This window comes from Bacillus sp. FSL M7-1020 (assembly GCF_038050415.1).
Lineage (GTDB): Bacteria > Bacillota > Bacilli > Bacillales > Bacillaceae_G > Bacillus_A > Bacillus_A toyonensis.
Genome location: NZ_JBBOTW010000001.1, coordinates 375,001 through 390,101, shown reverse-complemented (window position 1 = coordinate 390,101; position 15,101 = coordinate 375,001). Strand labels below are relative to the sequence as shown.

General features: G+C 36.8%; 10 protein-coding genes, 16 tRNA genes and 2 rRNA genes (1 of these 28 running past the window's edge). 1 reads left to right on the top strand and 27 read right to left on the bottom strand.

Translation table 11 applies throughout. The annotated features are described in order from the left end of the window. Positions 1-324: 324 nt before the first annotated feature. The 10 genes from MHB70_RS01970 to MHB70_RS01925 form a co-directional block, all read right to left on the bottom strand. Positions 325-2,220 (bottom strand): PrkA family serine protein kinase, encoded by a 1,896-nt coding sequence (locus tag MHB70_RS01970; protein ID WP_000353271.1) that lies wholly within the window; start codon positions 2,218-2,220, stop codon positions 325-327. A 395-nt stretch (positions 2,221-2,615) separates the two neighbouring features. Continuing rightward, the gene (locus MHB70_RS01965; protein ID WP_000664278.1) at positions 2,616-4,685 is read right to left on the bottom strand and encodes a sensor domain-containing protein; all 2,070 of its coding nucleotides are present in this window, start codon (positions 4,683-4,685) and stop codon (positions 2,616-2,618) included. Between the two features lie 125 nt (positions 4,686-4,810). Continuing rightward, entirely contained in the window at positions 4,811-5,299 is a 489-nt protein-coding gene (gene trmL / locus MHB70_RS01960; RefSeq protein ID WP_000538149.1) for a tRNA (uridine(34)/cytosine(34)/5-carboxymethylaminomethyluridine(34)-2'-O)-methyltransferase TrmL, read from the bottom strand. Between the two features lie 58 nt (positions 5,300-5,357). Continuing rightward, positions 5,358-6,245: an amidase domain-containing protein gene (locus MHB70_RS01955; protein ID WP_000260516.1), complete on the bottom strand. Its 888-nt coding sequence runs from the start codon at positions 6,243-6,245 to the stop codon at positions 5,358-5,360. A 44-nt stretch (positions 6,246-6,289) separates the two neighbouring features. After that, entirely contained in the window at positions 6,290-7,432 is a 1,143-nt protein-coding gene (gene queG / locus MHB70_RS01950; protein ID WP_000345226.1) for a tRNA epoxyqueuosine(34) reductase QueG, read from the bottom strand. A 200-nt stretch (positions 7,433-7,632) separates the two neighbouring features. Further along, positions 7,633-7,706: transfer RNA gene (locus MHB70_RS01945), tRNA-Gly, on the bottom strand. Positions 7,707-7,821: 115 nt separating this feature from the next. Beyond that, positions 7,822-8,472: a DsbA family protein gene (locus MHB70_RS01940; protein WP_000841321.1), complete on the bottom strand. Its 651-nt coding sequence runs from the start codon at positions 8,470-8,472 to the stop codon at positions 7,822-7,824. A 187-nt stretch (positions 8,473-8,659) separates the two neighbouring features. Next, entirely contained in the window at positions 8,660-9,436 is a 777-nt protein-coding gene (locus MHB70_RS01935) for a transglycosylase domain-containing protein (protein ID WP_000664700.1), read from the bottom strand. Between the two features lie 440 nt (positions 9,437-9,876). Next, on the bottom strand, positions 9,877-10,338 hold the full coding sequence (locus MHB70_RS01930; protein WP_000400452.1) for an NUDIX hydrolase: 462 nt from the start codon (positions 10,336-10,338) through the stop codon (positions 9,877-9,879). 144 nt (positions 10,339-10,482) lie between these two features. After that, entirely contained in the window at positions 10,483-11,202 is a 720-nt protein-coding gene (locus MHB70_RS01925) for a YebC/PmpR family DNA-binding transcriptional regulator (protein WP_000532958.1), read from the bottom strand. 642 nt (positions 11,203-11,844) lie between these two features. Here MHB70_RS01925 and MHB70_RS01920 point away from each other — a divergent pair. Beyond that, complete coding sequence (locus tag MHB70_RS01920) at positions 11,845-12,165, top strand: DUF3884 family protein (protein WP_061530680.1); 321 nt, start codon at positions 11,845-11,847, stop codon at positions 12,163-12,165. A 177-nt stretch (positions 12,166-12,342) separates the two neighbouring features. Here MHB70_RS01920 and MHB70_RS01915 read toward each other — a convergent pair. The 17 genes from MHB70_RS01915 to MHB70_RS01835 all read right to left on the bottom strand — a co-directional run. Continuing rightward, positions 12,343-12,424, bottom strand: a tRNA-Leu gene (locus MHB70_RS01915). Between the two features lie 10 nt (positions 12,425-12,434). Then, a tRNA-Cys gene (locus MHB70_RS01910) sits at positions 12,435-12,505 on the bottom strand. A gap of 14 nt (positions 12,506-12,519) precedes the next feature. Next, positions 12,520-12,594 (bottom strand) — tRNA-Gly (locus MHB70_RS01905). Positions 12,595-12,599: 5 nt separating this feature from the next. Next, a tRNA-Gln gene (locus MHB70_RS01900) sits at positions 12,600-12,674 on the bottom strand. 63 nt (positions 12,675-12,737) lie between these two features. Then, positions 12,738-12,813: transfer RNA gene (locus MHB70_RS01895), tRNA-His, on the bottom strand. A gap of 19 nt (positions 12,814-12,832) precedes the next feature. Beyond that, a tRNA-Trp gene (locus MHB70_RS01890) sits at positions 12,833-12,906 on the bottom strand. Positions 12,907-12,913: 7 nt separating this feature from the next. Then, positions 12,914-12,997 (bottom strand) — tRNA-Tyr (locus MHB70_RS01885). Positions 12,998-13,007: 10 nt separating this feature from the next. Beyond that, positions 13,008-13,083: transfer RNA gene (locus MHB70_RS01880), tRNA-Thr, on the bottom strand. A gap of 18 nt (positions 13,084-13,101) precedes the next feature. Further along, positions 13,102-13,177: transfer RNA gene (locus MHB70_RS01875), tRNA-Phe, on the bottom strand. Positions 13,178-13,189: 12 nt separating this feature from the next. Further along, a tRNA-Asp gene (locus tag MHB70_RS01870) sits at positions 13,190-13,265 on the bottom strand. Positions 13,266-13,268: 3 nt separating this feature from the next. Continuing rightward, positions 13,269-13,345, bottom strand: a tRNA-Met gene (locus MHB70_RS01865). Between the two features lie 26 nt (positions 13,346-13,371). Further along, positions 13,372-13,447: transfer RNA gene (locus MHB70_RS01860), tRNA-Val, on the bottom strand. Between the two features lie 4 nt (positions 13,448-13,451). Further along, positions 13,452-13,526 (bottom strand) — tRNA-Glu (locus MHB70_RS01855). 18 nt (positions 13,527-13,544) lie between these two features. Beyond that, a tRNA-Ser gene (locus tag MHB70_RS01850) sits at positions 13,545-13,636 on the bottom strand. 2 nt (positions 13,637-13,638) lie between these two features. After that, a tRNA-Asn gene (locus MHB70_RS01845) sits at positions 13,639-13,713 on the bottom strand. Positions 13,714-13,721: 8 nt separating this feature from the next. Continuing rightward, positions 13,722-13,837, bottom strand: a 5S ribosomal RNA gene (gene rrf, locus MHB70_RS01840). Between the two features lie 102 nt (positions 13,838-13,939). Then, positions 13,940-15,101: ribosomal RNA gene (locus MHB70_RS01835) — 23S ribosomal RNA — on the bottom strand (it continues 1,760 nt past the right edge of the window).

Here is a 15,101-nt window from a genome sequence, read left to right as displayed (position 1 = left end):
AACGTTTTACATACAATACTCCGAGCATCCTAAACAAAATTTTGCCACTCACATAATAGAAAGAAATATTCAGCCTCTGATAAGAAAGAAACACAATGCATTGTTGCACACATTTTCACTTTGCAACATATTGTATTGTGTTGGCTTTTTTCGTATGAATGGTTGGTTACTCTATCATATGCATATTGTAAAAATAATTGACAATAAATTCATGAAATTGCATCTTAATTTATTATATTTGGACAAGGTATGACACTTTACACATATGAATGGATAATAAAACGCTGTCCCGCAAAAAACAAGAGACAGCGTTTTGTTATCAAACTATCGATTTAGCAAGCTACCTACATAGCGTAATAATTCATTTGCTGAAGAAGAATTATAGCCATGCTCATCAATTAAACGTGCAACAACATCGTTGATTTTCTTAAGCTGATTTTCATCTGGTGTTTTCGTTGATGTTGTGATTTTCACGACATCTTTTAAATCAGCAAATAGCTTCTTCTGAATCGCTTCGCGAAGACGTTCATGCGAGTTATAATCGAAACGTTTTCCTTTACGCGCATAAGCAGAGATGCGAATTAAAATTTCTTCACGGAATGCTTTCTTCGCATTTTCTGAAATTCCAATTTGTTCCTCAATTGAGCGCATTAGTTTTTCATCTGGGCTCATTTCTTCACCTGTTAATGGATCACGTAATTTCGATTTATTGCAATATGCTTCAACGTTATCTAAGTAATTATCCATAAGTGTCTTAGCCGATTCTTCGTATGAATATACGAATGCTTTTTGTACTTCTTTCTTAGCAATTTCATCATATTCTTTTCTTGCTAATGAAATGAAGTTCATATAGCGCTCACGATCTTCATTACTAATGGATGGATGCTGGTCTAATCCATCTTTTAAAGAACGAAGTACGTCTAGTGCATTAATAGATGGTACTTCTTTTCTAATAATTGTAGAAGAAATTCGGTTAATAACATAACGTGGGTCAATACCGCTCATACCTTCATCTTGGTATTCCCGTTGCAATTCTTCTACATCAATCGCATTATAACCCTCTACCATTTCACCATCATATAAACGCATCTTTTTGTTTAAATCAATATCTGGACGCTTCGGATCTTTTAAGCGAGTTAAAATTGTAAACATCGCTGCAACACGAAGTGTGTGTGGTGCAATATGCACATTCGATACATCACTTTCATGAATCATCTTCTCATAAATATGTTCCTCTTCACTCACTCGTAAATTGTATGGAACTGGCATTACAATAATTCTTGAATGCAATGCTTCATTTTTCTTATTTGCTATAAATGAGCGATACTCTGTTTCGTTCGTATGCGCTACAATTAATTCATCTGCTGAAATAAGCGCAAACCTTCCCGCTTTGAAATTACCTTCTTGCGTAAGCGATAATAAATGCCATAAAAACTTCTCATCGCATTTTAACATCTCTTGGAATTCCATCATCCCTCGGTTCGCCTTATTTAATTCTCCATCAAATCGATACGCACGAGGATCTGATTCTGAACCATATTCTGCAATTGTTGAAAAGTCTAGACTACCTGTTAAATCGGCAATATCTTGTGATTTTGGATCAGACGGGCTAAATGTACCAATCCCTGTACGACGATCTTCCGAGAAGAAAATACGCTCTACAACTACATCCTCAATTCTTGACCCATATTCTTGCTCTAGACGCATTACATTTAATGGTGATAAATTCCCTTCAATTCTCACTCCATACTCATCAAAGAAATCATCCCGTAAATGATGTGGAATTAAATGCAGTGGATCTTCGTGCATCGGGCAGCCTTTAATTGCAAAAATCGCTCCACGATCTGTACGTGAGTATGTTTCTAATCCTCGTTTCAACATCGTAACTAATGTTGATTTCCCTCCACTAACAGGACCCATTAATAATAAAATACGTTTTCTAACATCTAATCTTTTTGCAGACGGATGAAAATATTCTTCAACAAGACGCTCTAGTGCATCCTCTAGTCCAAACAGCTGATTACTAAAGAAATTATATTTTCTTCTACCATCAACTTCTTCGATTCCGGCATCTTTTATCATATTGTAAATGCGAGAGTGTGCTGTTTGAGCCACCCATGGTCTTTCTTTCACAAGCTCCAAATACTCCGCAAACGTACCTTCCCATTGTAAACGTTCTTCTGCTGCTCGATGCTGTTCAATCTTTTTTAGAATATCCATTATAGCTCCTCCCCCATCTCCTTGTTCAATCGGATTATTATAAAAGGTATGCTAGGATGTCCTTAAACATTCTTTAAATCAAAACGAAATATATAGTAGTGCTATAAAATTCTCTCCAAAATTCAAAGAAAATTCTGTATAATATAGGTATTAAAGTTTTCACACTGCTATTCATTATAAATAAATTCTTTTCTTCTAAGAACCTTACATACATTTCAATTCATAAATAGAATTCGTAAATCAAAAAAGTAGGGGGAGTATTAATATGAAATTATTATTAATTTTAGGTGTATCACTCACATTTCTTACAGCTATTTTCACATCTGGTTACAACGATAAACCAGGTACACATAAAAAGTGATGTGCTTTTAGCACATCACTTTTTTCTTTATACATCATGTATAATACATATTTTCCACATCATATTTTGATAAAGGGCGACTATAATAATAACCTTGTACAATTTCTACATTTTTTTCCTTCAAAAACTGTATTTGTTCTGCTTTTTCTACTCCTTCTGCAATTACATTCAATTCTAATGTATGAGCTAAATGAATAATTGCAGCCGTAATATTCGTATCACGTTCATCTACATGTATACCTTCCATAAAAGAGCGATCAATTTTCAAAGTATCAATTGGATATGTTTTCAAATAACTTAAAGACGAATACCCTGTTCCAAAATCATCTAAATGAATCTTTAAATTTTGTTCTTTTAATTGTAGCAACACTCTCTTTGATATGTCTTTATGTATAAGGGCTCCTTCTGTCACCTCTATCGCTAATAGATGAGCTGGTACATTGTACTTATTTAAAGCACGTGTAATCATCTCTATTAATGTAATAGATCGAAAATGTCTAGCTGAAATATTAACTGCAATCGGAACCACTTCATACCCTTTATTTAACCATTCACGTATTTGCTGACACACTTGATCTACTACCCACTCATCAAGCTTAATAATAAATCCTGTTCTTTCTGCCAGTGGAATAAATTGATTGGGAGGGACAAATCCTAATTCTTTATTCTCCCATCTTATTAAAGCTTCCATACTAGCTATTTTTTTCGTTTCAATATTAACCTGCGGCTGGTAATATAAGAAAAATTCATTTTTCTCTATAGCACGATGTAACTGATTTTCCATTACAAACCTTTTCTCACGTTCACAATCTAATCCTTTACAATAAAAATGATAATGCCCTTTTCCTTTTTCCTTTGCTTTTTCCAAAGCAGCATCAACTCTTTGAAAAAGTATTTTTTCATCGGCTCCATCTGTTGGTGCCATTACAATTCCAATTGATGCACTTAAATACACGTCCTCTTCTTCAATTACAAAATGTTCACTAATCTTTTCTAATATGTTTTTTGCAACTTCCTCTACATATTCTTTCGTTATATTTTCTATTAACATAACAAATTGGTCATCATGTTCTCTAAATAAATGCATACCTTCTATTTCTAGATTGCTTAAACATTCTGTAACTTTTTGTAATACTTTATCTCCTTCTTTATGACCAAATGTATCATTAATAAGATGAAATTCATCCAAATCCATGAAAACTAGTGCAAGCTCTTTATTTTCATTTAAAAACTCATTTAGCTTGTTTGTGCATGAAATTCTATTCATTAAACCTGTTAATTGGTCATAATAAGCTAAGTATTCCGTCTTCATCTCATTTAATACTTGCCTTGTAACATCCCTCGTAACAATATACACCCCAACAATTTCACCGTTCACAATAATCGGGATCGTTCTCAAAGAAATATATAGTTCATATCCTTCTTTATGAACATATTTCTTTGAAACAATTTGTTTTGCTCTCCCCTGTAAAGCTTCCTTAAATATAATTTGAAAGTCTTTTTCATATTCTTTAATAATAAAGTTAAAAATAAAGTTATTATTTAACTCTTCATATCGGTATCCAAATATTTCATACGTTGCCGGATTAGCATATGTAATTCTACCTATAGAATCTATAGATATAATGGAGTCATTATTATATTCTAGTAATGACTTAAATAACATTTGTTTTTCCTCTATCTCTGCTTTCTCCTCAATCTGAGCTGTAATATCCCTTGTAATACAAATAATAAATTGACATACCCCTTCTTCATCGTATACAGGATTAACTGAAGACTCATAATGTAAATTACCAGTTGGGAAACTGATTACATCACAAAATGTGTGTGCTCTCGCCTCTCTCACCACTTTTGTATATTGCTCTTGTAATATTTTCACCTTATCTCCTGATAACACTTCTGCAAATGTTTTTCCGTAACATTCTTCACTTAATCCAGCATAGTCCATCCCTATTTTATTTATATAAATATATTTAAAGATCTCATCATCAATAACTTTCACAATAAATACTAAATCTTGAATAGCATGTAATAGTCCTTGTCTTATTAAATCCATATCTATCATACTTAAAAAGGTATTTTGATTGTTATATTGTTCCTTCATATTTATCTCAACCCGTCTTATCTATTTTTAATCATATATCCCATTCTATATGAATATGTACCTTTTTTAAAATGTATGACTACATATTATTTTTATTTATAAAAAAAGCCGCCTAATGGCGACTTTTAATAAACGATTTCTAAATCTAATCCTGGATAATTTTGTTGACGAAACGCTTCATAAATTAAAATTGCTGCTGTATTAGATAAATTTAATGAACGTACTTTATCCGTCATTGGAATACGTAAACAATGATCGAAGTTTTCTTCGATTACATTAGCTGGTAAGCCATTTGTTTCTCTTCCAAACACGAAATAATAATCCTTCTCACGTTTGCTATAATCAAATGCTGTATGAGCTTTCTCACCATACTTTGTTAAATAGAAGAATTCACCGTCTTTATTTTTCTCATAAAACTCTTCAATTGAATCGTAATACGTAACTTTTACGTGCTGCCAATAATCTAATCCTGCACGCTTTAACATTTTGTCATCCGTTGAAAACCCAAGCGGTCTAATCAAATGTAATTCTGTTCCAGTTGCTGCACAAGTACGTGCAATATTTCCTGTATTTGCTGGAATTTCTGGTTGATATAAAACAACATGTACACCCACGCGATATTCACCTCTGTTTTTTGTCTACTACGTATTATACCACTTGAACGAAAAATCTCTACCCATTAATAATATGAAAGAATTTATATTTCATTTGTGGTGTGTATTTACTAGAGTCCTCATAACTCCAATAACGCCGCCGGCTATTTGCTGAATGTGCATTTACAAGTGGCATACCATCTGCGTCTTTTGCTACTACAATCGTCGTATGATTCCACCTACCGTCATCTTCGAAATCGTAAGCAATGACATCACCAAGAATAAGGTCTTCCGGCTTTTCTACAGCTTCTCCTCGCAGGCCAACTGTAGAACCTGACAAGTACCAGTAAAAAGAGTGTGCGACAGCCCAGCTCCAACTCCACTGGTTCTCCCTTTGCCACCAACCTTTACGAATATTAGGATATCCGTTCATTGGTACTTCTCCAGTATGAAGACATTGAGAAATAAAATTTGTACAATTATCAGGAAAATTGCGATACACTGGGTTTCGATCATCCCACCAACGCTCTGCATATTTTACTGCCTCTAAACGATTATACTGATAAGAACCGTATTTCTCTTTCGCAACTTCTCTTTCTAATGTCTCACCTATTCCAATCTCTTCTGGCACTTCAATAGCATAATCACCTATTATCCGGCTATTATTTAAACAAACTCTTCGTTTTAATTGTTCCTCTTCGATATAAAATAATTCTTTATGCTTAATTAAATATTTAAAATGTACTTGATAATCAATTTCTTGATAATCACTACTATTTAGCTGTCTAATGAAAGAAACATCTGCTGTTGCTTTCACTATATCTGCACTACGTTTTTGAAACAATTGTTTCTTTCTTTGTGCTAGTTGTAATAAATCTTTAGCAATACCATCCACATTTGTTCGTTTCTCTGTTACATATGCTAAAAACTGTTGTACTTGTGTTTCAATATTTTCTTTTACAACCATTTCATCTCCCTCCCATATTACAATATGAAAAAGGGAGATATTATCTACTCTTTTTTCTGCGCTAACAATGCAAGCCCGCGATTCATTTCATGAAGAACTTCTTCATCCTTTTCACGTTCCATCGCTTTCTCAATGGCTTCGCCTACTCCATCTCCACCAATTTTCCCAAGTGCCCACGCTGCTGTTCCGCGTAGCACTGGTCTTGGATCATCTTTCATAACACCGATTAGATCAGGAATTGCTGATGCTTCTTTAAAATGCGCCAATGCTAAAATCGCATTTCGTTGCAATGGCTTTTTACCTCTCCATGACCCTGACATAATCCCATATTTCTCTTTAAAATCACGATTACTAATTGTTAAAAGTGGTGTTAAGAGCGGTTTAACTAATTCAGGATCTGGCTCCATCTCAGGATGATTATGAAAATCCATTCCTTTATTTTTTGGACACACAGTCTGACACGTATCACATCCATATATACGATTTCCTATTTTATCGCGATATTCTTCAGGTAGGAACCCTTTCGTCTGTGTTAAAAAAGCAATACATTTCTTCGAATCTAACTGTCCACCCTGTATTAAAGCACCTGTAGGACAAACATCAATACATTTTGTACAGCTTCCACATTGATCTTCTATCGGCTGATCTGGTGGAAATGGAACGTTTGTAATTATTTCTCCCAAGTATACATACGAACCAAATTCAGGTGTAATAATAGCGCAGTTCTTACCACTCCATCCGATACCTGCACGTTCTGATACAGCACGATCGCTTAACTCACCTGTATCAACCATTGACTTCACTTCTATATCTGGAAGCTTTTCAATTAAATATGCCTCTAACTTTTGCAAACGATCTCGTAAAACAAGATGATAATCTTGTCCCCAAGAGGCACGACAAAAAATCCCACGGCGTTCTCCACGTTTACTTAATGGTGCGTTTTTTAATTTTGAAGGATACGCTAAAGCAATCGCAATAATTGATTTTGCACCTGGTAATAAAAGCTGTGGATTCGTTCTTTTTTCTATATCAGACTCTTCAAATCCAGATTGATAATTTAATTGTTGCTGCTGGATTAACCGCTGCTTTAGCTCCTCAAATGGGGAAGCACTCGCAAAGCCTATTTTATCTATACCAATTGTTTTACTATATGCAATTACATCTTGCTTTAATTGTTCAAAATCCATTCTTAATCGCCTCCTCAGATGAACCCATCCCTTATGTAACGACTATATTGGTTAGCAATTCACTTTTGGAATACTATTCTTTACTTCTATTTTCGCATACTATTACGCTTTTCAAACATTAAAAAACGCAATGCCTCGTTTATCTCAGAAACGAAACACTGCGTTGATCACAATTTATTAGAAAAACATTAAATAAAATTTGGAGCGGGTGAAGAGAATCGAACTCTCGACCAGAGCTTGGAAGGCTCTTGTTTTACCACTAAACTACACCCGCAAATATGAAATACATATAAGATATTAGAATAACTTATGTAAAGTAGTATAGCATGTAAAAAAAACGGAAGCAAGAATTTTATCGAAAAAAGTCGAAAAAGTGATGAGAGACCTCATCACTTTTTCAATTCTTTATCAATCGCCTTCTTCATACTATCGAAATCAGGATTTGCAAGATTCCCGTTTATATATACTGAAGGAGCACCTTGAACTTTTAACTTTTGAGCACGATCTGAATCTTTACGTACTTTTTCTTTTATTTCTTTACTGTGTAAATCTTTTTTAAACTGTTCTACATCAACTTTTGGAAGTTTCTCTTTCACAATGCTAAGAAGTAATTCTTCTGTAATCCATTCTTCCGTATCTTTCTTTTGACTTTGATAAATCTCATCATAGAAAGTCCAGAATGAATCTTTATCTTGTTTATAAATTGCTTCACCAGCTGCTGCGCCTAAATCAGAGTCTTTTCCAATAAATGGGAAGTTAATAAAATATAACTGCACTTTACCTTTATCAATATATTCTTCTTTTAATCGTGGTAATACCGTTACATCCCAAGTACGACATGCTGGGCATTTGAAGTCTCCAAATTCAACTACCTTAACCGGAGCATCATCTTTACCTAAAGATTGTTGCGTAGAATAAGCAAACATCTCATTCCCTTTATCTTTTTTGTCATTTATGATGCTATACGCAATTGTTCCGATTACAATTAATACTGCGATAGAAAAAACTACACCAAGAGCCATGAGTTTATTTGATTTCATATACATTCCTCTTTAAATTCATATTCTGTATACAGCATTGTACACAATACACATAATATCAACACTTATATACGTCACGCAATGAACACGCTCACATAAATTACAAAAACACAATAATTGTGACGATATTGTGTCACAATTTGTCACAATTTATTCAAAAAAAGAAGCTCCTATGCAAGAGCTTCTCTTAACTTACTGCTTTTTCACGCGCATTATTTAACATCGACTGCTCTGTTTTTATATCATGGCGAATTACTAATTTCTCACTAACTGCTTGCACATACTCATCATGATTGATATATCCTTCTTTTTCCATTAATCTCAAAACTACATTTCGTCTCTCGACCGCTTTATCATAATTTTGCGCAGGTGAGTAATAAGCAGGTGCTTTCACTACAGCAGCCATCATCGCACTTTCAGCCAACGTTAATTGGTTCACCGTTTTACCGAAGTAAAGGTTGGCTGCTTTTTCAATTCCCCATGCTCCTTCTCCGTAATAAATATTACTTACATACAATTTTAAAATTTCATCCTTCGTAAATGTACGTTCAATTTTTTTTGTATAAAAAATCTCTTTCCACTTACGAGAAAATGTACGTTCATTCGTTAAAAAAGCATTTTTCGATAATTGCTGTGTAATTGTGCTTCCTCCTTGCACAACACCACCAGCTTTTATATTCTCAACAGACGCCCTAATAATTGCTATATAATCTAAACCATTATGATGATAAAACCTTTTATCTTCTGTCGCGATAAATGCATGTGTTAATGATTCTGGCACCTCTAACTTAGGCGGTACATGTAATTTACTAATATCACTTTTCTCGATCATTATATTTCCAACGAATAATAACGTACAACTTAACAATAATAATAAAATAATGGCTTTATAAAAGAATTTAGTCATTGGATTTAATGCAACTTTTTGATGATAGTTCACTCTAGATAATACTCGTTCTTTCATCTTGAACACCTCTTTTCCACACAGCATATATATCTCTTAACTTAAGAATACCTTGTTGTAAAAAAATATCCCATCGATTTCTCTTACACCTACCTTACATCATTGTAAGGTATAAAAATGTATTGTATCACAGTCTTTTTTTATCTACTATTCATCTGAAATATTGAATATACATTATTTTAAAACATTCATAACAAACAGCAGCGTAGAAATTAAGAGCGTTATACTTCCTTGATTCCACTTTATTCTTTTATTATATCATCTATAAATTTCTATTTTTAAACATCTAGTAATCTAATTATATATGATATATCATAATTATACAGAACTAATGTTCTCGAAATCAATACTAGCTTTATTATCATTTTGACCTTTTTCTGAAGTAATATACATAAGAAAAGGGTAGCTATTTGAGATACACTCAAATAGCTACCCTTTTCTTACAACCTGCCTATAAGGTTATATGGCTGTACTTCCCACGTTTCGTATGGGATGAAATGCGTTGCTCTCATCGCATCAACTGTTCTTGATTTCATATGAGGACGCGTTATATACTCATCGATGTTCTCTTCATTTAAAGCAATAAATTTAGCCTCTTGTATTTCTTCAGGTTGAATTTTTATATCACCACTCACATATGCCACTTTAAACACAACAGCTAAAATATGCATAGAAGCATTATAATAGACCCCTGTAATTCCGATAGGCTTCACCGATAATCCTGTTTCCTCTTTTATTTCCCTACAAACAGCTTGATCGAGTGCTTCTCCTTCTTCTACCTGTCCCCCAGGCATTTCCCACGTATCCGCTCGCCAATGTACTTTTGTTAAAAGCACCTCATCCTTTTCATTTGTTAAATAGCCTGCTACAGCAACGATATGCTTTGGTGTTTTATGCTCCATAGAAATACCTCCTAGAAATACAATCATTTAAAATACTATCTATGATCCTATTCCATAACTATAACAAAACACCTTTAAAACCTTATCATCTTAATTATTTCAATAAAAAAGACCCAGTTCGTTAAACGAAAGGGTCCTTTTTTATTATTCGCCTAAGTCTACGTTATGGTAAACTTGTTGTACATCTTCTAAATCTTCTAATGCATCAACCATTTTTTCAAATTGTACTTGAGCATCTTCAGGAAGTTCTACATCATTTTGTGCAAGCATTGTTAATTCTGCAACTGTAAATTCTTCAATACCAGCATCTTTAAGTGCAGATTGTACTGAGTGGAATTGATCAGGTTCAGCATAAACGATAACAGAATCTTCTTCTTCTAGAATGTCACGTGCATCTACATCTGCTTCCATTAAAATTTCAAGAACTTCATCTGATGTTTTACCTTCAAGACCGATAACAGCTGTCGCATCGAACATGTAAGCTACAGAACCATTTACGCCCATGTTACCACTGTTTTTGCTAAATGCAGCTCGTACATCTGCTGCAGTACGGTTTACGTTATTTGTAAGTGTATCTACAATTACCATAGATCCATTTGGTCCAAATCCTTCGTAACGAAGCTCATCATAGTTTTCTTCTGAACCGCCTTTTGCTTTTTCAATTGCACGATCAATAATTGTTCTTGGTACATTGTATGTTTTCGCACGCTCTAATACAACTCTTAACGTTTGGTTTGATTCAGGATCTGGCTCGCCTTGTTTTGCTGCCACATAAATTTCACGTCCAAATTTCGCGTATATACGGCTTGTATTTGCATCTTTTGATGCTTTTTTGTCTTTAATGTTGTTCCATTTACGGCCCATACTTTCCACTCTCTTTCTCGTTTTAAATCTACATAAAAATATTAATATGAAATATAATGTGTATTCAACACATTTTTAAAAGAAATATAAAAAGTTCACTTTTGATTCATATTACAGACATAATATAAATCATTATCATTTTGTTCTTTCGACAAGTTATATTATACATGAATTTTTACGTTTATTACGAATTTTAGCATCACATAATATAATTTAACAAAAAAGACTCTAACATTTCTGTTAGAGTCTTTTTACATCGTCGATACCGATTGTCCGGGCCGCACCGACACTCCCGAAGGAACACGATTTTGAGTCTTTCTAGGTGACATTTATATAGTTATATAGAGTGTTCCCCCTAAAATCCTTTATTTTAAAGTATTTTAAAAATTTTGAGCTTCTTTAAACATGATGAATTAAAATGAAACGAAGCCAAAATGGAATCACAATAAATAACTGATACTTTTTACTTTCATTTCTCTCTTGATTAAAATTATCATATTTCATTTATTACTTTATTTCCCGCTAAACAATAAGAAAAAGGGAAAAATTACCACAACCTCCCCCTAATTACTTTTTATTGCTGTATAATTAAAACAGGAAAATAATTTTGGAATTCAAAGATTTGAAGGATGGGAGAGAATTATGACACATTTAAATGAAAAAAAAGCACATGGTCTTAAAGGGATAGGAGAAAAGCTAAACCCAACTATCTATCGAGTGAGATTCATGAAATTAGATGAACCAATTCAATTTGAGTCATTCCCTAAATTAAAGGAATTAGGGGAATGGTTGAGTACTTCAACGCAAATGTGGTCGTGCCACTCAACTATGTACAAGTACAACAGAGAAGAGTTTGAAAAGAAGTTTTTAGAAATTACAAAGTTAACAGTTGATAATGTGCTAATATCTACTGGTGGTGTCGGATTTAACTTCATGTCACCAGGGTGGAGAGATTCTCTATAAAATGAAACACTAAAGGGATAAAAATGAATGTTCATTTTTATCCCTTTAGTGTTTCACAGTTTGCTTTAACTGTATAGCATGAGCTTTGATAGTATTAGTCCTTATTTTGTAGTGCGATGAAAACACAAAAAAACTCTACACAACTAGTGTAGAGCCTTGATGTTACGCCGTTCGTGATACCGATGGTCGGGGTCGAACCGACACTCCCGAAGGAACACGATTTTGAGTCGTGCGCGTCTGCCAATTCCGCCACATCGGCACAATAATAAAGGCGGCAACCGGATTTGAACCGGTGATAAAGGTTTTGCAGACCTCTGCCTTACCACTTGGCTATGCCGCCATATTAAATTTAATTGGAGCGGAAGACGGGATTCGAACCCGCGACCCCAACCTTGGCAAGGTTGTATTCTACCACTGAACTACTTCCGCAAAAATGGCTGGGCTAGCTGGATTCGAACCAGCGCATGACGGAGTCAAAGTCCGTTGCCTTACCGCTTGGCTATAGCCCATCGAATTCTTACTTAATTATATGTAAGTATCAATTAGATTATTTGTAATTTTTAAAATAAAAATGGGGCGACTGATGGGAATCGAACCCACGAATGCCGGAGCCACAATCCGGTGCGTTAACCACTTCGCCACAACCGCCATGTTGTGTAAATATATTTGGCAGGGGCAGTAGGAATCGAACCCACACTGGAGGTTTTGGAGACCTCAGTTCTACCTTTAAACTATGCCCCTATGTAAATGGTGGAGGGGGGCAGATTCGAACTGCCGAACCCGAAGGAGCGGATTTACAGTCCGCCGCGTTTAGCCACTTCGCTACCCCTCCGAAACTTACATGGTGCCGGCTAGAGGACTTGAACCCCCAACCTACTGATTACAAGTCAGTTGCTCTACCAATTGAGCTAAGCCGGCGTATTGTATTAAGATAAATGGTGGCTCGGGACGGAATCGAACCGCCGACACGAGGATTTTCAGTCCTCTGCTCTACCGACTGAGCTACCGAGCCTTATTAAAAAAATGGCGGTCCCGACCGGGGTCGAACCGGCGATCTCCTGCGTGACAGGCAGGCATGTTAACCACTACACCACGGGACCATTTGGTTGCGGGGACAGGATTTGAACCTGCGACCTTCGGGTTATGAGCCCGACGAGCTACCGTGCTGCTCCACCCCGCGATAATACTATTCATATAAAATTTATATGGTGGAGGATGACGGGATCGAACCGCCGACCCCCTGCTTGTAAGGCAGGTGCTCTCCCAGCTGAGCTAATCCTCCAAAGTGGTGACCCGTACGGGATTCGAACCCGTGTTACCGCCGTGAAAGGGCGGTGTCTTAACCACTTGACCAACGGGCCAAATATTATAAATCCTTATGGCGGAGAGCAAGGGATTCGAACCCTTGATACGTTTGTGACGTATACACGATTTCCAATCGTGCTCCTTCGGCCAACTCGGACAGCTCTCCAATGGCTCCGCAGGTAGGAATCGAACCTACGACCGATCGGTTAACAGCCGATAGCTCTACCGCTGAGCTACTGCGGAATAATATTGCCTGGCAACGTCCTACTCTCACAGGGACAAGGTCCCAACTACCATCGGCGCTAGAGAGCTTAACTTCCGTGTTCGGTATGGGAACGGGTGTGACCTCTCTGCCATCATTACCAGACATTATTCTTTTGAGACAATCATTATTATAACTTATTCACTTTAAAAGTCAACAAGTTTTTTTATGTTCTCTCAAAACTAGATAACATTTGCTACATATTATATGGTTAAGTCCTCGATCTATTAGTATTCGTCAGCTCCACATGTCACCATGCTTCCACCTCGAACCTATCAACCTGATCATCTTTCAGGGATCTTACTAGCTTACGCTATGGGAAATCTCATCTTGAGGGGGGCTTCATGCTTAGATGCTTTCAGCACTTATCCCTTCCGCACATAGCTACCCAGCTATGCCCTTGGCAGAACAACTGGTACACCAGCGGTGCGTCCATCCCGGTCCTCTCGTACTAAGGACAGCTCCTCTCAAATTTCCTACGCCCACGACGGATAGGGACCGAACTGTCTCACGACGTTCTGAACCCAGCTCGCGTACCGCTTTAATGGGCGAACAGCCCAACCCTTGGGACCGACTACAGCCCCAGGATGCGATGAGCCGACATCGAGGTGCCAAACCTCCCCGTCGATGTGGACTCTTGGGGGAGATAAGCCTGTTATCCCCGGGGTAGCTTTTATCCGTTGAGCGATGGCCCTTCCATGCGGAACCACCGGATCACTAAGCCCGACTTTCGTCCCTGCTCGACTTGTAGGTCTCGCAGTCAAGCTCCCTTATGCCTTTGCACTCTACGAATGATTTCCAACCATTCTGAGGGAACCTTTGGGCGCCTCCGTTACACTTTAGGAGGCGACCGCCCCAGTCAAACTGCCCACCTGACACTGTCTCCCGGGTCGATAAGACCCGTAGGTTAGAATTTCAATACAGTCAGGGCGGTATCCCACCAGCGCCTCCACCGAAGCTAGCGCTCCGGTTTCAATGGCTCCCGCCTATCCTGTACAAACTGTACCAAAATTCAATATCAGGCTACAGTAAAGCTCCACGGGGTCTTTCCGTCCTGTCGCGGGTAACCTGCATCTTCACAGGTACTATAATTTCACCGAGTCTCTGGTTGAGACAGTGCCCAAATCGTTACACCTTTCGTGCGGGTCGGAACTTACCCGACAAGGAATTTCGCTACCTTAGGACCGTTATAGTTACGGCCGCCGTTTACTGGGGCTTCAGTTCAGAGCTTCGCTTACGCTAACCCCTCTCCTTAACCTTCCAGCACCGGGCAGGTGTCAGCCCCTATACTTCGCCTTACGGCTTCGCAGAGACCTGTGTTTTTGCTAAACAGTCGCTTGGGCCTATTCACTGCGGCTTTCCGTTAAGA